20 protein-coding genes are annotated in these 20,671 nt (G+C 60.6%); 12 read left to right on the top strand and 8 right to left on the bottom strand.

All coding sequences use genetic code 11. From position 1 onward, the window contains the following. Positions 1-83: 83 nt before the first annotated feature. The 3 genes from ASG47_RS01015 to ASG47_RS01005 are packed head-to-tail and all read left to right on the top strand — an operon-like array spanning position 84 to position 2,583. A complete protein-coding gene (locus ASG47_RS01015; protein WP_061906880.1) occupies positions 84-911 on the top strand; it encodes a glycerophosphodiester phosphodiesterase family protein in 828 nt (275 codons plus the stop codon). 23 nt (positions 912-934) lie between these two features. Then, positions 935-1,759, top strand: coding sequence for a glycerophosphodiester phosphodiesterase family protein (locus ASG47_RS01010; RefSeq protein WP_061906879.1), 825 nt, complete (start codon positions 935-937; stop codon positions 1,757-1,759). Then, entirely contained in the window at positions 1,756-2,583 is an 828-nt protein-coding gene (locus ASG47_RS01005; protein WP_061906878.1) for an inositol monophosphatase family protein, read from the top strand. Before ASG47_RS01010 ends, ASG47_RS01005 begins: the two co-directional genes overlap by 4 nt. Before the next feature lie 78 nt (positions 2,584-2,661). Here ASG47_RS01005 and ASG47_RS01000 read toward each other — a convergent pair whose 3' ends face one another. The 7 genes from ASG47_RS01000 to ASG47_RS00970 form a co-directional block, all read right to left on the bottom strand. Beyond that, the gene (locus tag ASG47_RS01000) at positions 2,662-3,597 is read right to left on the bottom strand and encodes an N-acetylglucosamine kinase (protein ID WP_061906877.1); all 936 of its coding nucleotides are present in this window, start codon (positions 3,595-3,597) and stop codon (positions 2,662-2,664) included. Further along, positions 3,594-4,259, bottom strand: a complete 666-nt coding sequence (locus tag ASG47_RS00995) for an N-acetylmannosamine-6-phosphate 2-epimerase (RefSeq protein WP_061906876.1) — start codon at positions 4,257-4,259, stop codon at positions 3,594-3,596. Before ASG47_RS00995 ends, ASG47_RS01000 begins: the two co-directional genes overlap by 4 nt. Beyond that, positions 4,256-5,119 carry a carbohydrate ABC transporter permease gene (locus ASG47_RS00990; protein WP_061906875.1) on the bottom strand — a complete coding sequence of 288 codons (864 nt, stop codon included), beginning with the start codon at positions 5,117-5,119 and terminating at the stop codon, positions 4,256-4,258. The genes ASG47_RS00995 and ASG47_RS00990 overlap by 4 nt, the downstream gene beginning before the upstream one ends. Next, complete coding sequence (locus tag ASG47_RS00985) at positions 5,116-6,036, bottom strand: carbohydrate ABC transporter permease (RefSeq protein WP_061906874.1); 921 nt, start codon at positions 6,034-6,036, stop codon at positions 5,116-5,118. Before ASG47_RS00985 ends, ASG47_RS00990 begins: the two co-directional genes overlap by 4 nt. Before the next feature lie 67 nt (positions 6,037-6,103). Further along, positions 6,104-7,342, bottom strand: coding sequence for an extracellular solute-binding protein (locus tag ASG47_RS00980; RefSeq protein WP_061906873.1), 1,239 nt, complete (start codon positions 7,340-7,342; stop codon positions 6,104-6,106). 51 nt (positions 7,343-7,393) lie between these two features. Then, complete coding sequence (locus ASG47_RS00975) at positions 7,394-8,458, bottom strand: ABC transporter ATP-binding protein (RefSeq protein WP_061906872.1); 1,065 nt, start codon at positions 8,456-8,458, stop codon at positions 7,394-7,396. Positions 8,459-8,583: 125 nt separating this feature from the next. Continuing rightward, positions 8,584-9,435, bottom strand: a complete 852-nt coding sequence (locus ASG47_RS00970) for a MurR/RpiR family transcriptional regulator (RefSeq protein ID WP_061906871.1) — start codon at positions 9,433-9,435, stop codon at positions 8,584-8,586. 204 nt (positions 9,436-9,639) lie between these two features. Here ASG47_RS00970 and murQ point away from each other — a divergent pair, with 204 nt between their 5' ends. From murQ to ASG47_RS00925, 9 genes are all read left to right on the top strand, one after another. Further along, positions 9,640-10,575 (top strand): N-acetylmuramic acid 6-phosphate etherase, encoded by a 936-nt coding sequence (gene murQ, locus ASG47_RS00965; protein ID WP_061906870.1) that lies wholly within the window; start codon positions 9,640-9,642, stop codon positions 10,573-10,575. Between the two features lie 11 nt (positions 10,576-10,586). Further along, entirely contained in the window at positions 10,587-11,606 is a 1,020-nt protein-coding gene (locus ASG47_RS00960) for a glycoside hydrolase family 3 N-terminal domain-containing protein (RefSeq protein ID WP_061906869.1), read from the top strand. Positions 11,607-11,636: 30 nt separating this feature from the next. Further along, the gene (locus tag ASG47_RS00955) at positions 11,637-13,304 is read left to right on the top strand and encodes an ABC transporter substrate-binding protein (protein ID WP_061906868.1); all 1,668 of its coding nucleotides are present in this window, start codon (positions 11,637-11,639) and stop codon (positions 13,302-13,304) included. A gap of 135 nt (positions 13,305-13,439) precedes the next feature. Then, positions 13,440-14,417 carry an ABC transporter permease gene (locus ASG47_RS00950; protein ID WP_061906867.1) on the top strand — a complete coding sequence of 326 codons (978 nt, stop codon included), beginning with the start codon at positions 13,440-13,442 and terminating at the stop codon, positions 14,415-14,417. Positions 14,418-14,430: 13 nt separating this feature from the next. Further along, the gene (locus tag ASG47_RS00945; protein WP_061907255.1) at positions 14,431-15,309 is read left to right on the top strand and encodes an ABC transporter permease; all 879 of its coding nucleotides are present in this window, start codon (positions 14,431-14,433) and stop codon (positions 15,307-15,309) included. Then, positions 15,306-16,124, top strand: coding sequence for an ABC transporter ATP-binding protein (locus tag ASG47_RS00940; protein ID WP_061906866.1), 819 nt, complete (start codon positions 15,306-15,308; stop codon positions 16,122-16,124). The genes ASG47_RS00945 and ASG47_RS00940 overlap by 4 nt, the downstream gene beginning before the upstream one ends. Beyond that, the gene (locus ASG47_RS00935; RefSeq protein WP_061906865.1) at positions 16,121-17,029 is read left to right on the top strand and encodes an ABC transporter ATP-binding protein; all 909 of its coding nucleotides are present in this window, start codon (positions 16,121-16,123) and stop codon (positions 17,027-17,029) included. Before ASG47_RS00940 ends, ASG47_RS00935 begins: the two co-directional genes overlap by 4 nt. Positions 17,030-17,038: 9 nt before the next feature. Further along, positions 17,039-18,031 (top strand): serine hydrolase domain-containing protein, encoded by a 993-nt coding sequence (locus ASG47_RS00930; RefSeq protein ID WP_061906864.1) that lies wholly within the window; start codon positions 17,039-17,041, stop codon positions 18,029-18,031. A 10-nt stretch (positions 18,032-18,041) separates the two neighbouring features. Beyond that, positions 18,042-19,160 (top strand): anhydro-N-acetylmuramic acid kinase, encoded by a 1,119-nt coding sequence (locus ASG47_RS00925; protein WP_061906863.1) that lies wholly within the window; start codon positions 18,042-18,044, stop codon positions 19,158-19,160. Positions 19,161-19,190: 30 nt separating this feature from the next. Here the strand turns inward: ASG47_RS00925 and ASG47_RS00920 are convergent, their stop codons facing one another. Then, entirely contained in the window at positions 19,191-20,591 is a 1,401-nt protein-coding gene (locus ASG47_RS00920; protein ID WP_244487014.1) for an FAD-containing oxidoreductase, read from the bottom strand. Positions 20,592-20,671 lie beyond the last annotated feature (80 nt).

Raw genomic sequence — 20,671 nt, 5'->3', positions numbered from 1 at the left:
TTTGCGCTCGTCATGATCGCAACGCGACCATTTTTCACCGCGTCGTCGGCCATCGTCAACGCGTCTCCAACGAAAGCTCAGGCATGAACTACAAGGATTTCATGGCGAGACCGGGCCGGGATTGCGCCATTATCGCGCATCGCGGCATCTGGCGGGATGCGCCGGAGAACAGTCTCCAGGCGATCGAAGCGGCCATTGCCGGCGGCTATGACGTCGTCGAGATCGATGTGCGCCGTAGCGCCGACGGCGCGCTGTTCCTCTGCCACGACGATAGTCTAGAGCGGATGACGGGGCACGACGCCGCGGTGGAAGAGCTTGCGGCCTCGGAGCTGGCTGCGCTGCACCTGCGCAATCGCGATGGTGGCGCGGGGAATGCGCTGACCGATCAGAAACTCGCGCGTCTGAGCGATGTTTTCGATCTCACCCGGGATCGCATCTTCATCCATCTCGACGTCAAGGACCGGCTTCTTATTCCCGAGGTCATCGCCGCCGCCCAGGCCGCCGGCGTCGATCAGCAGGTCGACTTTTGGAGCGCCCTTCGAGACGAAGACGACTTCGCTTGGATCAATAGCAACATCATGGCCCACGGCGTCCCGTTCATCGCCAAGACGCGGCTGAATGTGCCGGGTGCGGAACTTCAGACCGAATTGGTGTTTCGGATCAAGCCGCTGATCTGCGAAATTTACTTCGATTCCATCGAGCAACTCGCCGCGCATCGGGATCGCTTTGCGGCGGCGGGGATCAGCCTCTGGGTCAATACGCTCGATGATGTTTCCTGCGCCGGGCTGACCGACAGCGCGGCACTCGAGGATCCCGACGCGGTTTGGGGACGCCTCCTCGATGCAGGCGTTTCCGCCATCCAGACCGACGAAGCGGCGGCTCTCAAAGCCTATCTCGCCACGCGCCGCTGATATTTCCCAAGAAAGCACGACCAATGGCCTACATAGACTATATTGCCGATCCCACGCGCCGTTGCGCCATCGTTGCCCATCGCGGTGCCTGGCATGGTGCGCCGGAAAACAGCCTCGCGGCGATCGAGAATGCCATCGCGATCGGCGTCGACATCGTCGAACTCGATGTGCGCAAGAGCGCTGATGGCGAATTGTTCCTCATGCACGACGATACATTGCTGCGCATGGCGGGGATTGATCGCGATGCCGAGACTTTTACGATCGCCGAGCTGCAGGCTATCGCGCTTCGTGCCGATGATGGTGGCGACGGCCGGGCGCTGACGGACCAGCGCGTGCCGACCCTCAAGCAGGCGCTCGAAATCATCCGCGGGCATATCTTTGCCGATCTCGATTTGAAGGATCGAGGCCTATTTTCCGAAGTGGCTGCCTGCGCGCGCGATATGAATGCTGCGGACTATGTGGACCTCAAGACCACGGTCACCACACAAGAACACGTCGACTGGGTCAACGCGCAGGATATTTCCGGCGTGCCGTTTCTGGCCATGACGCGCTTTACCGAGACCGGAACCGGTGACACGCTGGCGCTCCTGTCCGGCATCAAACCCTTCATGAGCGAAATCAGCTTCGATCACATCGAGACTATCGAGAGCAATCGTGCGGCGTTCGAGGCAGCGGGCATGGCGCTTTGGAAGAACACGCTCGATATGACGAGTAGCGGGGAGTGGACCGATACCGTCGCACTGGCTGACCCTGATAAAATTTGGGGACGGTTGATCGATGCTGGTATCAGCGCCATCCAGACCGACCAGCCGGCGGCATTGAAAGCTTACATCGAGAAACGTGCATGACCGAAATCAGCGATGATCTGCTCAAAACCCTGATGGCCGACATGCGGACGGTGGCGGAACAAGAGATTTTGCCCCGATTTCAGGCGATTACCTCAGATAGCATGCGCGCCAAAACAGCGCCCGATGACTTGGTGACCGATGCCGATATTTCCGCAGAACATGCCCTGAACCGGCTGCTCGTGGAGCGGCTCCCGGGCGTCGTGGTCGTGGGTGAAGAGGCGGTGTCCGAGGATAGGTCCGTCCTTGAAGGTATTGGTGCCTCGGGGCTGGTCGCCATTATCGACCCTGTCGATGGTACTTGGAACTTTGCCCATGGCGCGCCAACATTCGGGTCGATCCTTGCCATTGTCGAGGAAGGTAAAACCATTGCCGGCATCATCCACTATCCGGTGCTGGGCGATTTCATCGTCGCCCGGCCGGGGCAGGGCGCCTGGCATGTTGCCGCCGATGGTGCGGCGAGCCGCCTTTCGGTGGCCAAGCCCCGACCCGTTTCGGACCTAAACGGTTTCGTGCCGCTCCATATGTTCGCGCCTGAACTACAGCTAGAGCTTGCGCAGCGCGTCCTGCGCTTCTCACGCACCACGACATGGGGCTGCTCGGCCTGGGAATATCGCATGCTCGCGACCGGGGCGATGAGCTTCTGCCTCAATGCGAGCGTCATGCCCTGGGATCACGCGGCCGGCGTGCTGATCCACGCCGAAGCGGGCGGCCATGCTGCGTTCGTAAGTGGCGAACCGTACAGCGCGGCTCAGAACAAGGGCTTCTTGCTCACCGCGACCGATGCGGAAAGCTGGACGCATATCCGGGATATTCTGTTCGCCTGATAATAATGGCTTCCCGGTGAGGCAGCGAGACAAAACTCATCGCTGCCAGTAGCCGTCCAAATCTCTCTCGCGCAATGCTCAGGCGTTGTGCGAGAGGATGGGCCGCCAAAGACGCCCGGTCTCGTTACTTTGGAGTTGTGCGGCAGCGAGAGCGGTGTCCGTGGCTGGTTCCGAGACCGTGATGCCGGCCAACTGCTTTCTGATTTCAGCGCCGATCGCTGGGTGAAGCTTTAAGACACCGCCGATGAAGGCGACGGGCCGTTCTCCAACCCTGGTTTGCAGGGCCTGAGCCAGTTCCGCCAGATGGGCGCCAGCCTGCGTGAGGATAGCGAGGGCCGTCGCGTCGCCAGCTTCCGCTGCCTGGGCCACGCCGACAGCCAGCGCGCCAACGCGGCCACGATCGCCGCCATAGACATATTTGCGGACATGATGCCATTCGATGCCCTCGACCAGAGCAAAGAGCGCGTCTGCCAAGGCTTGAACCTCGGCAAACGAACCGGTGCGATCAAGGGTCCGGTAGATGATGTCGAGGGCATGCAGGGCAATCCAACTGCCAGAGCCGGCATCATCGATGAGGATGCCTCTGCCGCCGACCCGCGTCATGCTGCCATCGGCCGCGACGTGAACGCCGATAGACCCGGTTCCGGCGGACACCAGATGCCCTTGCCCCGGCTGGAAATGCGCCGCAAAGGCAAGGACGATGTCGTCGGTCAGGAGGATTTGCTCCGGCCTCAGCCCAAGCGCGTGATTGATGAGGCCTTGGACTTCCCCTGTGGCGACCGCTCCAAAGCCGGTTAGGCCCCCCACGAGCCCGATCGGCTGAAGGTTTTCAGCGGCGAGCGCGTTTCCGACCTCCGCCAAGGCTGTGCCGAGGCGCTCTCGCTCGGCCGGATTGAAAACATGGGCGGTGGCGCCATTGACGCTGCCGCGCGCAACCACCTGCCCAGCCTTATCGCAGGCCACCCATCGGCTTGCCGTGCCGCCGACATCAAGGCCGAGATAGGTCTCTCTCACCGTGGCACGCCCTGCTGCACGAAACTGCGCGTGATTTCCCGGGGATTTGTGATCATGGTGCCAACAACCACCGCATGCGCGCCCGCCGAAAAGGCCTGGCGCACGAGATCGGGCGTATTGTAGCGACCCTCGGCCACAACTGGCACCGTGAGGCGCGCAGCAAGATTTTCCAGCAATCTTAGGTCCGGTTCGCTTGGTTTGGGCATGGTGGCCTCGGTATAGCCGGAAAGCGTGGTGGCGACGTAATCGGCGCCCCAGTCAGCGGCTTTCAGTCCTTCTTCCACCGTCGAAATATCGGCAAAGACCTCAGCGCCCAGCTCCGCCTTGATGCGACGGATCATGACGCTCGGATGCTCGCCATCGCGTGGCCGCTCAGTGCAATCGAGTGCAACAATATTGGCTCCGGCTTCGACAATAGCGGCTGCGGTTTGAAAATCGGGCGTGATGTAGACCGGGTGATGTTCCGAGAAGACCTTGTGTATCCCGATCACAGGCAGGCCGGCTTTGGTGACCACCGCAATGTCGTCCGGACCATTGGCACGGATGGCGACAGCGCCACCATCGCGTGCGGCAAGCGCCATAGCGCCCATGAATTGAGCCCCATGCAGGGGATTGTCCGCACGCGCCTGGCAGGAGACGACCAGTCCCTTCTGCAGCATCATTTGATGGCGCCCGATGTCATGCCCGCAATGAACTGGCGGGACAGGACGATGTAGATGATGATGATCGGCGCGGCCGAAAGCGTTAGGCCCGAGAACAGCACGCCCCAGTCGGTCGTGTATTCGCCCATGAACGTGGTGAGGCCTTGGGGCAGGGTTTTCAAACTGTCGTTCTGGATAAAGACCAAGGGGAAAAAGAAGTCGTTCCAGATCGGCACGATATTCTGGATACCGGCGATGACCATAGCCGGGCGCACCAGCGGCAGCATGATCGACCACATGATGCGCGCTTCCGAAGCGCCGTCCATGCGAGCGGCGTCCTCAAGTTCATTGGGCAGGGTGCGGATGAAGCCGGTCATGATGAAGACCGTCGAGGGCAGGCCCATGGCGGTATAGACGAAGATGAGGCTCAGTTGATTATTGAGGATCGACAGGTCTCGCATCAGCATGAAGAGCGGGATGATGGCGAGTTTTAACGGCAGGGTTAGCCCGGCCAGGAAAAACATCAGGATGAAGTTGGCGCCGGTAAAGGCATAGCGGCCGATGGCATAGGCGGCCATGGTGCCTAGCGTCAGGATCAGCACCATCGATGCGCCGGTAACCACGAAGGAATTGAGCAGGTAGCGCAGGAAGTTGGTTTCCGACCAGATCTTGATGAAGTTCTGGACCTGGGTGAAATCGGGAATGCCAAACGGCGACTGAAAAATCTGCGGTGTGGTCTTGAAGGCCGAGAACACCATGATGACGATCGGCGCCAGCATCAGGATGGTGTTGGCGATAAGGATGATCTGCAAAAGGCCATCGCGGCCAAGCGTGCCGAGAATGCCCTTGCGATCATAGTAGTTGGTCGTCGTCACGCTCATAGCTGAATTTCCCGGGCGCGCAGGCGGGTGGTGATGACAGCGGCAATGGCCGCGATGAAGATGAAGATGAGGACGGCCAGCGCAGAACCCAGGCCGAAGTCTTGTTGGCCGGAAGAGACATTGCCAAAGGCAGTGCGGTAAAAATAGAGCCCCAGCACGTCGGTCGAACCGAACGGCGAGCCATCGAGGCCGCCCATGATATAGGGCAGCTCAAACCAGTTGAAGGCGCCGACGAAGAGCAGCGTGAACACGATCGTGGCGCTCGGGGCGACCAGCGGCCAGACGATCTTGGTGATCTTGACCCATTCGCTCTCGGTTTCCATGCGCACGGCATCGAGAATTTCGCTGGGAATCCGCTGCATGCCGGCGAGGAACACCAGGGTCGGGAAGCCGACCATGTGCCAGGCCTGCGCTGCGATGATGCTCCAGAGGGCGGTGCCGGATTGGCCGAGCCAGGGCTGGGCCCATTCGCTGAGGCCAATGCTTTTGAGGCTGATATTCACCAGGCCAAAGAGCGGGTGATAAAAGAGCTTGAAGAGATAGGCGACGATGATCGTCGAGAGCACCACCGGCAGAAATACGGCGATGCGGTGGAAGCGCGCGCCGGGCAGTTCGCGCCAGAGCGCATAGGCGAGGATGAAGCCGAGCCCGTTCTGCAGCACCATGAGCGCGAAGAAGACGATGATATTGTTCTTGAAGGCGTTGAGCGTCCAGCTGCGATAGGGCTCGACGAACAGCACCGTATGAAAATTCTCGAGGCCGACGAAGTCGAGGCGCTTCAATCCCTGCCAGTCGAAGAAGGCATAAGCAAAGGCCGAGATGATCGGATAAACGATGAAAAGCGCCACGAAGCACAGCGGCGGCACGATCAGTGCCGTGATCCAAAGTCCGCGGCCGGTCATCCGAAATTGGGGCATCAAAGGCTCGCTGAGGTAGGATTGGGGGTGACCTTATGGCCACCCCCGAGGCGGAGGGAGGGCCGCCTTATTTCTTGAAGGGCTCGTACCAGGCAGCAAGTCCGGTGGTCAGCGCTTCGCCGATGGCTTCGGGCGTGGTTTCACCCGAGAACAGCTTCTGCATCTCACCTTGTATCAGCACCGAGCCCGATGGTTCGCCATAACGGAAATGGGCGAGCATCAGGTAGGGGATCGAGGACTTGTTGAGGTCGTTGACTTCGGCCAGCAGCGGGTTGTCGAAGGTGACGCCCGGAATGGTCGAGATGTTGTTGAGCGTATTGGCAAAGGCCTGGCCGAATTCCGGGCTTGCCAGATAATTGACGAAGGTGATCGCCGCTTCCTTGTTGGGCGAGGCGGCGTTGACTGCATAGCCACCATCGAAATAGAGGCCGACGAGCTTGGCGTCCTCCGCAGTCTTGCCGGGGGCGGCGAAGACGCCCATTTCGATATCCCGGTTCTGTGTCTTGAAGGTTGCCAGCTCATAGGAGCCGCCAACGAACATGGCGGCCATGCCAGACGAAAAGAGTTGCTGGGCCGAGGGGTAGTCGAGGCCGATGAAGCCATCGGGGAAATAGTCCTGCGCCAGTTCGTTGACCGAGGCGAGAGCTGAAGTGAAGCGGGCATCGGTGAAGTCCGCGGTGCCGGCCATCAGCTCGTCGTAAAAGGCCTTGCCCATGAGCGAGGAACCGAGCCCGAAGGTCACGGTTTCATTCTGCCAGGCGGTGGCGGTCCCATTGGCAAAGGGGATGATGCCGGCGTCCTTGAGCTTCTGGCTCGCAGCCATCAGGTCGTCCCAGGTCTGGGGCTCTTCGATGCCGTTATCAGCGAAGATCTTGGAATTGTAGATGACGAGCTGGGTCTGGCTGGCGAATGGGACAGCGTAGATCTTGCCGTCGGCCCGCACGCTTTCGGCGGCAAGTGCCGGTTCGGCGAAATTGGCAAGGGCCGGGACGCTTTCAGTCGTCAGCTCTTCGAGATAGCCAGCGACGGCGACGTTTTCGAGCCCGCCATAGGCGCGCACCATCATCACGTCCGGACCCGTTCCACCCGCAAGGGCGGTCGAAAGGATCGTGTTGTAATTGGTCGCCTCGAACGTTTCGAACTTGACCGTGATGCCCGGATTGGCCGCTTCGAATGTGTCGATGAACTGCTCGTAAGCAGCGCGGTCTTCCTGGCGCCAGCTCCAGAATGTCAGGTCCTGGGCGAAGGCGGGGGCGGCAATGAGCAAGGCGCTGAGTAGAGTTCCGGCACGCACTATGGTTTTCATCTGTATTCCCTTCCCTTGAAAACGTCTTGCAGATGTCTCAGGCGAACCGGATCAGGGTGTCAGCCGTCGGCCATCCTCGGCAGAAAAATAATGCGCGGGCCCAGGCGCGACCGTGACAGTCACGGCCTCGTCGGGCGCATAAAGATCATTGGGGGCGGTGCGGGCCGACAGCAGTTTGCCATCGGCGAGCCGCACATAGACATAGGCGTTGTCGCCGAGATATTCGGTATATTCGACGCGACCGGCAAAGCCTTCGGCGCTGGCGCCTCGAACAAGTTGGACCGTGTCGGGCCGCAGCCCTAGCTTCAGGGTTTCAGGGCCAGACATGTTGCCGACCAAAATCGAGCCGCCATTTGCAAGGACCAGCCGGTCGCCATCGCGCGTCACATCCACCAGGGCCATGCGCGGCGAGCCGATAAAGGTCGCGACAAAAGTGTTGGCGGGCGTCTCGTAGAGTTCGCGGGGAGAGCCGACCTGTTCGATCCGGCCATTGTTCATGACGACGATCTTGTCGGCGAGGGTCATGGCCTCCACCTGATCATGCGTCACATAGATCATGGTGCCGCCGATCTCGCGATGGAGCTTGGCGATTTCGAGCCGCACTTCGGAGCGGAGCGCCGCATCGAGATTGGACAGCGGCTCATCGAGGAGAAACACGTCGGGCTTGCGCACCAAGGCGCGGCCGATGGCGACGCGCTGGCGCTGGCCGCCGGAAAGTTCGCGCGGCTTGCGCTTGAGGAGCGCCTCGAGCCGCAGCATCTGCGCCGCTTCGGCGATGCGGCGCTCGACCTCGGGCTTGTCGAGGCCCATGAGGCGGGCGCCAAAAGCCATGTTTTCGTAAACGTCCATATGCGGATAGAGCGCGTAGGACTGGAACACCATGGCGATACCGCGCCGGGACGGGGCGACATCGTTCATGCGGTGGCCGTTGAGAACGAACTCGCCGTCGCTGATGGGATCGAGGCCGGCGATCAGGCGCAGCAGCGTGGACTTGCCGCATCCCGAGGGGCCGACAAAAACGACGAATTCGCGGTCGCCGATCTCGAGATCGATGCCATGCAGCACTTCGGTATCGCGAAAACGCTTCTTGATGCCACGAAGCGACAGCTGGGCCACGTATTCTCTCCATCCCGATCCGCCCCACGCAGATCCTTGACAGGATCATTGCTGATCTGTCGGGAGGAATACTAAATTCCTAAAATCGATCGTGTCAAGAATATCCGATTACAGAAGCGTAACCGTCAGCGGACCTTGAGCACGGTGACCGCGTTTTCGGAATTATGGATGAAGTCGTGAGCGTCGGTCTGCTGCCGCACCATCAGGATGAACAGCATGTCCATCAGCATGAGCTGCGCGTCACGCGAGGTGATGGCGGAAGAGCGGACGCGTTCTTCGTCGGCGACGGTGAAGAGATGAATGTCGGCAAGGTCGAGCAGGGGATTGGGCTGCAGCCCTGTCATGGAAATGACTTTCGCGCCGCGTTGCTTGGCAATCTCGGCAATGCGCAGGGTTTCCATGCTGCGGCCGGAATAAGAGAGCGCCAGCAAGACATCCGCTTCATTCAGCGCCGAAGCATTGGAAATCTGAATATGGCTATCGCTGTCGATCAGCGCGATCCGGCCTAATTTCAGCAGTTTATAGGAAAAATCCTTGGCAACCAGAGAGGATGCGCCGACCCCGGCAAGCTGGATCTTTCGGGCGCTGACCAGGGCTTCATGTGCGGAATCGATGGTTTTCTCGTTGTTGGCCGCCAGCGTTTCGCGCATCGAAAGCAGTTTCGAGCCGATCAGCTTCTGCAAAATGGTGACGTAGCTGTCGGCCGCCTCGATCGTGCCGTGGATGACGCCACCCGGCGTGTGCCACTCCATGGCCTTGGCTTTGTTCACAGCAAGCTTGAGCTGCTGATAGCCGCCATAGCCAAGTTTCTGGCTAAACTTGACGACGCTCGATTGACTGCGCCCCGTCGCTTCCGCCAGCGCTGCGGAGGAGAGCGTCAGCATCTTTTCGGGGTTTTCGATGATGAACTGCGCGATCTGCCGATCGGCCTGGGTCATGCTGTCGAGTTGGGCGCTCAACACTTTGAGAACAGACATGCGACTTCCCTCGAACCGGCGCCGACCCTGGTCCCCGCCGGGGAGGACTAAAGCCGAGACGTTTCAAAATGCAACTGGCATTGCAGCGGCTTATCGCGCTGCCAGCCTGTGGAACAATCCATTGATGGAATACAATATTCCACATGGAATTGACAGTCGGAATAATCGCTTCTAGCCTTGCCGGTGAACGAGAGCATTGTGCACATGGCAAGAACCACGCTGATGGCTGAGCTGGAACAGCTCGTTTCCGAGGCGCGCAATCCCGAGACGATGCAGATCGATCTGATGAGCTCGATCGAGATCGTCGGCGCGATGAATCGCGAGGACCATCATGTAGCCGACGCCGTGCAAAAGGTGCTGCCGCAGGTTGCCGCCACCGTCGATCATGTGGTCGAGGCATTCCGCCATGGCGGGCGTCTCATCTATATGGGCGCCGGCACCAGCGGGCGCCTCGGCGTTCTCGATGCCTCCGAATGTCCCCCAACCTTTGGCGTGCCCGAAGGCATGGTTATCGGACTGATCGCCGGCGGCGATCGAGCCCTCCGTTACCCGATCGAAGGCGCAGAAGACTCGCGCGACGAGGGGCGGCGCGATCTTGAAAAAATCGGTGTGACCAAACGGGACGTGGTCGTCGGCATCGCCGTCAGCGGTCGCACACCCTATGTCATCGGCGGTCTCGACTATGCCAAGCGGGTCGGCGCGGTCACGGTGGCGCTATCGTGCAATCCGGATTCAGTGATCGCGGCGATGGCCGATATCGCGATCTCGCCCGTCGTCGGTCCTGAGGCCCTGACTGGCTCGACCCGGCTAAAGTCAGGCACGGCGCAAAAGCTGGTGCTCAACATGCTGACCACGGCTAGCATGATCCGCATCGGCAAATCCTACGAAAACCTGATGGTCGACCTGTCGGTCAGCAATGAAAAGCTGCTCGCCCGCGCCAGCCGCATCCTCATCGATGCCACCGATTGTTCAAGCGAGGCAGCCGAACAATTCCTCAAATCCGCCAAGAACAACGTCAAGCTTGCCATCCTCATGGCGCTCACGGGAATGAACGCGGCAGAGGGTGAGGCAGCGCTCGTTCATGCCGACGGCTTCCTGCGCCGGGCCGCCGCGCAGCAATTGCCGCGCGCGGCTGGGTGAGGTTGCTGAAAATGTCGACACCACTCGCCCTTTTCGTTGGTATGCCCGGGCTTGAGCTCTCGGCTTCGGAAGTCGGGTTCTTTCGTGACGCCAATCCCTTTGGCCTTTTTCTCTTCAAGCGCAATCTCGATAATCCCGAGCAAATCCGGCGCCTCGTCGGTCAGTTCCGGGACGCCGTCGGCCGGGAAGATGCGCCTGTTTATATCGATCAGGAAGGTGGCCGCGTGCAGCGGCTCGACAACGGCAATTGGCCGCTCTTCCGCCCCATCGGTCACTTCGGCGCTCTGGCCAAGAAGGATCTGGACCTTGCCAAACATGCGCTAAGGCAGTCCACTCTCGCGATGGGGTCGATGATGACCGAACTCGGGATCGGCAGCGGCGCGACGCCGGTTGTCGATCTCGCGCGCGCCGGCACGCATGACATCATTTCGTCCCGCTCTTTCAGCGCCGATCCCAAGCTGGTTGCCGAACTCGGCCGCGTTGTGGTCGACGCTTTGCTCGAAGTGGGCTCCATGCCCATCATCAAGCACATACCCGGTTATGGCCGCGTCGATGTCGACCCGCACCACGATCTGCCCGTGGTCCACGCGAGCGTCGACGAAATGATGGACAGCGATTTCCTGCCCTTCATCCGGCTCAAGGACAGCCCCTGGGCCATGGTCGCGCATCTGATCTTTTCAAAGATCGATCCAGATTTGCCGGCCTCGATCTCGCCGCGCGTGTGCAACCTCATTCGCACAGTGCTCAACTATGACGGCGTGCTGATCACCGATTGCCTGACCATGGATGCTCTTTCGGGCAGTTGGTCCGATCGCGTCCGCGCGGCGCTCGATGCCGGTTACGATATCGCCCTCCACAGCCAAGGCGATCTTGCGGCGAGCGAAGCTGCCGCCAAAGCCGCCCGTGTCATGTCGCATGCCACCTCGGCGCGTGTCGCCCGTGCGGAACAGCGGCTCGGCAACCGGCGCGCCGACACCAAAGCCCTCCACGCCGAGGTGGAGAAAATTTTCGAGGAGAACGGCTTCGCCTGAGGCGGCGTTGCTGAGCAAGGAGAGACCCCGATGCGTAAATTGAGTTTTATTGCGACGACATCATTGGCCGTGCTTGCCCTGGCAACACCGGTCTATGCGCAGGATAGCGGCAAGGTGCTTACCCTGGCGTCCGAACAGGTCACGACCTTCGTTCGCAATTTCAACCCGTTCAGCCAGACGTCGGCGCGCTACACGACCCAGGATTTCCTGTACGAGCCGCTGGTCGTTTTCAACCGCCTGCAGGGCAACGAACCGAACTACCGGCTTGCCGAAAGTTTTGAGCTGGCCGACGATCTGATGTCGATCACGTTCACGCTGCGCGATGGCCTGAAATGGTCCGACGGCGAGGATTTCACCGCCGACGACGTGCTCTTTACCTACGACTACATCAAGAAATTCCCGGCGCTCGACTTCATCTCGATCACGCCGCAGATCGCATCGGTCGAAAAGGTCGACGATCGCACCGTGCGCTTCAATCTGACCGAAGCCAATTCGCTCATTGCCAATACCATTGTGGGCATGCCGATCGTGCCTGAGCACATCTGGTCCGAAGTGGCTGATCCGGTCACCTTCGCCAATGAAAACCCGGTTGGCTCGGGCCCGATGACGGAGATCACCCGCTTCACCCCGCAGGTCTACGAGCAGTGCCGCAATCCAAACTATTGGGACGCCGACAATCTGGCCGTCGATTGCCTCCGCATGCCGCAGCTTGCGGATAATCCGCAGGTGCTCGCCGCTTTGGCCGACGGCAGTCTCGATTGGGGTACGAGCTTCATTCCCGACATCGATAACACCTTCGTCGCGAAGGATCCCGAGCACCACAAATACTGGTTCACGCCCTCGAGCCTCGTGTCGATGCAGATGTCGCAGGTTTCGCCGGACGAAAACGCGCGCAAGGCCTTCAACGATGTGAGCTTCCGCCGCGCCCTCAGTATGCTGGTCGATCGCCAAGCGATCGTCGACATTGCAGGCTATGGCTATCCGCTCCTCAACGAAGACCCCTCGGGTCTCGGCGAGCTCTATGCTGCCTTCGCCAATCCGGAAGTCGAAACGCAGTTCGGCCAATATGGCAAGTTCGACCTCGAAGCCGGCATGGCGGTGCTTGATGAAGCCGGTTATGTCGATGCCGATGGCGACGGTTTCCGCGACAATCCCGATGGCACGCCGCTCGAACTCGATTTCAAGGTGCCCAATGGCTGGACCGACTGGATCGACGCGGTGCAGATCGCCTTGGAAACGTTCCAGGAAGCGGGCATCAACGTGTCGCTCTCGACCCCGGAAGCAGCTGTTTGGACGTCCGACCTGATCGCGGGCAATTTCGAGTTGACGCTCAACTCGCTGGCGGCGGCATCGAACCCCTATCTGCCCTATATCCGCTCGTTTAACCCTGCTGATTTCGGCAAGAGCCGCTTTACCGCGCCGCATTGGGAAAATGCCGAAGTGGTCGAGCTTCTCAAGAAATATACGACAATCAAGGATCCGGCTGAGCAGAAGGCGATCATGGATCAGGTCCAGCTTCTCATCGCCGAGGCCCTGCCGATCATCCCGCTCTACAACAGCCCGTCCTTCTTCCAGTACAACACGACCCGTTGGACCGGTTGGGCCAGTGCTGAAGATCCGAAATATGCGCCGGCCGTCTCGGTGACGAACCCTGCGCGTCTGTTGCAACTGCTCGATCTCGAACCGGTCGCCCAGTAAGGTTTTCGGCTTTCTCATCTCATCTTTTGGGGCGGGGCGGCGTTGAGGCGCTGACCCACCCCAATCCTTCCCGCGATCGGGGAGGAACTTCGTCAGTGCCCGGTCGACACAGCGGCCAGAAAGGAACACCACAGCATGGCCTTCTTGTTGCGGCGATTGGCGTTCTATCTCGCAGCATTTCTGGTTGCTGCGACCATCAATTTCTTTCTGCCGCGCCTGATGCCCGGTGATCCCATCGAGATCATGTTCGCAAGCGCTGGCGCCGAGCTATCGCTCGAAAATCTCAATGCGCTGAAGCTGACCTTTGGTTTTATCGACGCGCCGCTCCACGAGCAGTATTTTGCCTATCTGCAGAGTGTGTTCACCGGCGATCTCGGCCGTTCGATCAAGTATTTCCCGCTGCCTGTCACCGAGCTTTTGGGTCGCGCGCTGCTCTGGACGCTCGGGCTCATGGGCATTGCCACCATCATCAGCTTCACCCTTGGCAGTTTCCTCGGCATTTTTGCCGCCTGGCGCCGCGGACGGCTCGTCGACTCCGTCATTTCGCTCGGCGCGATCTTTTCGAGCTCGGTGCCGGCCGTGGTCGTTTCGCTGATCATGCTCTTCATCTTTGGCTATACGCTGCGCTGGTTTCCCAACGGCTATGCCGCAAACCCGCTGATCGATCCCGCCTGGAACTGGACCTATATTTCGAGCGTGCTCTATCACGGCACACTGCCCATGCTGACGCTGGTCTTCGTGCTCACCGGCGGCTTCGGCGTGACCATGCGCAACAACATGATCAACTTGCTTGGCGAAGACTATATCGTCATGGCCCGCGCCAAGGGGCTCTCCGACAACAATGTCATGCTCTGGTATGCGGCGCGCAACGCGCTGCTGCCCACGGTATCGAGCCTTGCCATCGCCATCGGCACGATCCTGGGCGGTTCGCTCGTCACCGAGGTGGTGTTCAACTATCCCGGCCTCGGCAACACGCTCTACCAGGCGATCATCGCGCGCGATTATCCGGTCATCCAGGGCCAGCTCCTGATCATGACCGCCGCGATGCTCATATCAAATTTCGTGGTCGATCTCAGCTATGTGCTGCTCGATCCGCGCCTCAAGAAGGCCTGACGCCATGAAGCTCCTGAGGCAGTTGCTCAATAACAAGAAGGCCTTGGTCGGCCTCATCATCCTCACGATCATCGTGCTGGTAGCGATCTTCGCGCCGCTCCTGACCGAATATAGCCCCACCCGCCGCGTCGGGCGGCCGCATCAGGCACCGAGCTGGGATCACTGGATGGGCACGACGCGCCTTGGGCACGACGTCTTCTCGCGTCTTGTCCATGGCGCACGCGTTTCGCTCGCCGTCGGGTTCGGGGCAGGGCTCCTCATCACCGTCATCGGCACCGTGCTCGGCATCATCGCGGGCTATAAGGGTGGCGTGGTCGACGAGGTCATCAACTTCTTCACCAATATGGTGCTGGTCATCCCCAACCTGCCGCTGCTGCTCGTCCTCGCCGCCTTCATCGGTCAAGCAAGCCCAATGGTGATCGCCATCATCCTCGGCTTCACCTCCTGGGCCTGGGGCGTGCGCGTCACGCGGTCCGAAACCCTCTCGATCCGGCAGCGCGACTTCGTCAAATCGGCCGAAATGCTGGGTGAGCCAAGCTGGCGCATCATGCTGTTCGAGATTTTCCCGAACCTGATTTCCATCGTCGGCATCAATTTCATCGGCTCGGTCATTTTCGCCGTCATCACCGAGGCGACGCTCGAATTCCTTGGCCTCGGCGATCCCAACACCGTCTCCTGGGGCATCATGCTCTACAATGCGCAGAACTCGGCCGCGCTTTCGGTCGGCGCCTGGTGGGATATTCTCGCGCCATGCTTTGCTCTCGCCTTCCTCGGACTTGGCCTGGCACTCCTCAACTTCGCGATCGACGAAATCGCCAATCCGCGGCTGCGGACAGGCGGCATGCTCAATCGCTGGACCCGCATGGTCCGCATCGGCGAGGGCAAGCTATGAGCGATCCGGTCCTCTCCGTCCGCAATCTCAACATCGACTATGTCGGCGCCGAAACCAATTTTCACGCTGTCAAGAATGTCAGCTTCGACATCGCGCCCGGCGAGTTTTTTGGGCTTGCCGGAGAATCCGGCTGCGGCAAATCGACGATCGCCTTCGCCGTCAGCCGTCTCCATCGGCCACCGGCCCTGATCCGCACGGGCAGCGAAATCCTGGTGTCCGGGCGCGACGTCCTCAGCCTCAACGACGCGGACTTAAGAAAATTCCGCTGGCGGGAAGTCGCCATGGTGTTCCAGAGCGCCATGAACTCGCTCAATCCGGTCCTGACCATCGAAGCGCAGTTTTACGATGTGCTGCGCGCCCATGGCCCGATTAGCCGCGCCGAAGCCCACGCTCGCGCGACCGAACTCTTGAAGCTCGTCGATATCGCGCCCGAGCGGCTCGACAATTATCCGCACCAGTGTTCGGGCGGCATGCGCCAGCGCATCGTCATCGCCATTTGCCTGGCGCTCAACCCCAAGCTTCTGATCATGGACGAGCCGACAACCGCACTCGACGTTGTGGTGCAGCGCGAAATCCTGCAGCGCATTGACGTGCTGCGCAAAAAGCTCGGCTTTTCGGTGCTGTTCATCACCCATGATCTCGGCCTGATGGTGCAGGTGAGCGATCGCATCGGCATCATGCTCGAGGGCGAACTGGTCGAGGTCAACGACGCCCAGACCATCTATCGCCACCCGCAACATCCCTATACGCAGCAGCTCTGGGCTTCGATGCCCAAACTCCATGGCGAGCAGACGCGCCGGGAGCCAGTGCTATGAGCGACGCCATCCTGACGCTCGATAATGTCACCAAGGTTTTCGGCCGCGCCGACAAGCCCGTCTATGCCGCGCGCGCCGTCAGCTTCGCGCTCCATCCCGGCCGCACCCTGGCGCTGGTCGGAGAATCGGGTTCCGGCAAGACCACGGCCGCTCGCCTGATCATGCGCGAATATGCCCCAGACGAAGGGCGCCTGCTTTTCCGCGGCGTGCCCCTCGGTAAGAGCGACGCCAAGGCGCTGCGCGACTATCGATCCTCGGTGCAGATGGTGTTTCAGGATCCATTTGCCTCGCTCAATCCGACGCATACGATCCGCTATCATCTTGAGCGCCCGCTCAAGCTGCATCAAAAGGGGCTGACTGCGGCACAGCGGCAGGCAGCGATCGTCGAACTGCTTGAGCGCGTAAAACTCGACCCGCAGCTCATTATGCCGAAATTTCCGCACGAGCTTTCTGGCGGCCAGCGCCAGCGCATCTCCATCGCCCGGGCGCTCGCCGTGAACCCTCAGGTCATCGTTGCCGATGAGCCGACCTCGATGCTCGACGTCTCAGTGCGCCAGGGCATTCTCAATCTCCTCAACGACATGAAGGCAGAGCTCAAGCTCGCTCTTCTTTATATCACCCACGACATCGCTACGGCGCGCTATGTCGCCGATGATATCATGGTCATGTATGCCGGCCAGATCGTCGAATGGGGTGCGGTCGATAGGGTTCTGGACGATCCCCGGCACCCCTATACGCGCCTGCTGCTCTCCGCCGTTCCCGACCCCGATCGACGCTTCGACGATGTCCGGTTTGCCGACGAGCTCGGGCGGGTTGAGGAAATCCGGACGCTCTCCGCTCGGCCGCAGCCGGAAACCGCGCAGGCCGGCGACAACCACTTCTATCGTCCTTTTCCAGCGGTTTAGACGGTACGCATGACGTCAGTGGCGACAAAACTCGACAGCGCTTTCGTGCATCTCGAAGCCTCCATGCAAAGCGGCCGCATTCCCGGCGGCGTGCTGGGCGTCGTCGATAGTAGCGGCAATCGCGCCGTGCGCGCCATCGGTCAGGCGCAGACCGTGCCGACCGCTCGCCCGATGACCGAAGAGATCTGGTTCGACCTCGCCTCGCTGACCAAGGTCATCTTCACCACCGAGCGCATCCTGGCGCTCGCAGAAGCGGGGCGCATCGATCTCGACGCACCGCTCATCAGCATCATTCCCGACTATCGGCACTACAATCTCGACAATTGGGAGCGGAAAATCACCTTCCGTCAGTGCCTCGGTCACCAGACGCCTTACCCCGCGGTCTTCCCGCTCTATACCTTTGGGCGCGACCCCGATCTCCTTCGCACCTTTTTGCTGCAGCATGAATTTCCGGCGGGTCCGGCGGTCTATTCCGATATCAACTTCATCCTCCTTGGCATCGCGCTCGAACGCATCGCTGGAAAATGGATCCGCGACATGGATCCAGGGCCGGGATTCGCCTGGTCTGCCGACCAGATGACGGCCGCCGCGACGGAAGACTGTTATTGGCGTCACCGGGTGCTTGTGGGCGAAGTGCATGACGACAATTGCTCGGCGCTTCAGGGCGCGGGCAATGCCGGCCTTTTCGGCACCGTGTCGAGCGTGCTCGATTTCGCCATTGGCAAGCTGGTGGCGGCAGGGCCCGATGCTTTGATCCGGACGCCGCTTTCGAGTAGACGCACCCATGGCTGGGAGCTGCCCTATGAGGGATGGTCCGGTGGCGAACTCAATTCCAGAGAGACCATCGGGCACACCGGCTTTACCGGCACGGGCATCTGGATCGATTTCGAGCGCGGCCACGCCTGGACGCTGCTGACCAACCGCGTGCATCCGACGCGCCATTTCGATAGCGGCATCCTGACGCTGCGGCGTGCCGTGGGCGACGCGATCAACGCCTTTTAGAGAGACGCGAATGGAACCGATCTGGGCCGTGGGTCTGATGACCGGCACTGTGCTCGATGGCAATATCGACGTTGCGATCCTGCGCACCGATGGCGAAACCATCGCGGAATTTGGCGCCTATACGCTGGCGCCTTATCCCCGATGGATCTGCGACCTGCTTGCCGAAACTCTGGCACAGGCGCGGCAGTGGAATTTTTCCGGCGCTGACCCGGCCATCTTTGCTGAAGCCGAAGAGGCGCTGACCCGGGCACAATCGGCAGCAGTGCTGGACCTTTTGGCTCAAACCGGCCTTAGCCCTTCCGACGTCGGGATCATCGGTTTTCACGGTCAGTCGGTCCTTCATCGCGCGCCGCAACCGGGCCGGATCGGCGCAACCCGACAGCTCGGCAATGGCGCGCTCATGCATGAGCTGACGGGGATCAAGGTCGCTTATGATTTCCGCTCCGCTGATGTGCGCGCAGGCGGGCAGGGCGCCCCGCTGGCGGCGCTCTATCATCAAGCCCTTTTACGCAAGATCGGCGCCACGGACGGCAAGACCGCCGTGCTCAATCTCGGTGGCGTCGCCAATGTGACTTATTGGGATGGCGCCGATACGCTCATCGCTTTTGATACCGGCCCAGCCAATGCGCCGATCAACGATTTCATCAAAAGTCTTGGGCTGGGCGAGATGGACGTCGATGGTGCCATGGCTTTGGGGGGCAAAGTCGATGAAGAGCGGCTCGCGCAGCTCCTGACCCATCCCTACCTCTCGGCGCCCTACCCAAAGTCGCTCGACCGCTTCGATTTTCTGGCCTCGATGGCCGAAGGCCTCAGCGCCGAAGACGGCGCCGCGACCCTGACGGCCTTCACCACCGGCGCCGTCGGCAAGGCACTCGACCTCCTGCCACAGCGCCCCGACCGCCTGATCGTTGCGGGCGGCGGGCGTCATAACCCCGCAATCATGTCAATGCTCAAATCACGCGCCCATGTCGACGCAGTCCCTGCAGAAGCGGTAGGCTGGCGCGGCGATGCTATCGAAGCAGAATGTTTCGCCCTCCTGGCCGTTCGTGTCCTGCGCGGCCTGCCCATCAGCTTTCCCACGACGACGGGCGCGCCCCGGCCACTGACCGGCGGCGTGCTGGCCAGCTAACGGCTGAGCCGCTCTAGGGGGGGCAGCCCATCACTTCGGAGCAAGTTCCAGCAGCAAGGTTGGCACTAGTTCCGAAACAGTCGGATGGATAGGCACTGCCCACCGAAGCACATCCACGGGTTGATCTGCATTCATCATGTCGAGAATGCCGTGAATGGCTTCATCGCCCCCCGTGCCGAGAATAGCTGCGCCGAGGATCCGGTTCGTTTCAGCGTCGGAAACAACCTTCATGAATCCCTGTGTTTCGCCTTTCTCGACAGCTCGGCCAACGCGGGTCATCGGACGCTTGGAATAGAGCAGCCGGCGGCCGGTCTTTTCCGCCTCCACATCGGTCATGCCCACTCTGCCCAGCGGAGGGTCGATATAGAGGGCATAGCCAAGGAGACGGTCGCTCACACGGCGATCCTCCCCGTCGAGCAGATTGGCGGCGACGATCTCGAAGTCGTTGTAGGCTGTGTGCGTAAAGGCGCCCTTGCCGTTGCAGTCCCCCAAGGCCCAGATCCCCGGAACATTGGTTTCGAGCCGATCGTCGACAGTGATGTAGCCACGCTCGTTAACCGTGACGCCGGCCTTGTCGAGACCGAGATCATCCGTGTTCGGCATGCGGCCGACCGCCACCAATACGTGGCTGCCGACGATTGGTGACGAATTGACTTGGCATTCGATGGATACAGCGACATCCGCATCGTGCTTGCTAAAGGCGATGCAATTCACGCCAGTGCGCACCGTTATACCCTCGGCTTCGAGGATCTCTTGAACGGCTTCGGAGACGTCCTTGTCTTCCCGAGAAATCAACCGGTCGGAGCGCTCGATGATCGTTACCTCCGCGCCAAAGCGACGATACATCTGCGCAAATTCAAGCCCGATATAGCTGCCGCCCACGACGACGAGATGCCTGGGCAGTTCGTCGAGCGCGATGATCTCCGAATTGGTGAGATACGGAACGTTCTCAATGCCGGGCATATCCGGAATAAAGGCCCGGGCTCCAACATTGAGGAAGATTTTTGGCGCAGTCATGCGCGTGCCGCCAACGGTGATGGTTTTGGGTCCGTCAAACCGCGCATGCCCCCTGATCAGTTCGACATTCGGCATGCTCGAGAGCCAGTCTTCGTTGCTTTGACGCGAGTCCATAATGACTTTTCGCGCCCGGGCGGCGACCGCGGGCATGTCGATCGTAACGTCGCTTCGAGAAAAACCGTAATCCCCGCCACGACGTGCCTGATGGGCAGCATAGGCGCTGGCGACTAGGGTCTTGGTCGGTTTGCAGCCTGTGTTGACGCAGGTGCCGCCAACGAGGTCGCGTTCGATGATCGCGACCTTCATCCCTGAATCATTGAGGCGTCCAGCGAGAGAGGGCCCAGCCTGACCAGCGCCGACGATAATCGCGTCGAAGCTTCGCATATTTTCAGGCTGGTGTTCGGTGCTCGACATGACGCGTTCCCTGATCGCTCGTATGTTTTGAGCCTAAGCCAAATCTGCTTCGGTCGAAAGTTGGCTTGGCATCGGTCGTG

Source organism: Devosia sp. Leaf420, from assembly GCF_001425445.1.
Taxonomy (GTDB): domain Bacteria; phylum Pseudomonadota; class Alphaproteobacteria; order Rhizobiales; family Devosiaceae; genus Devosia.
This window is presented reverse-complemented; position numbering and strand designations above follow the sequence as displayed.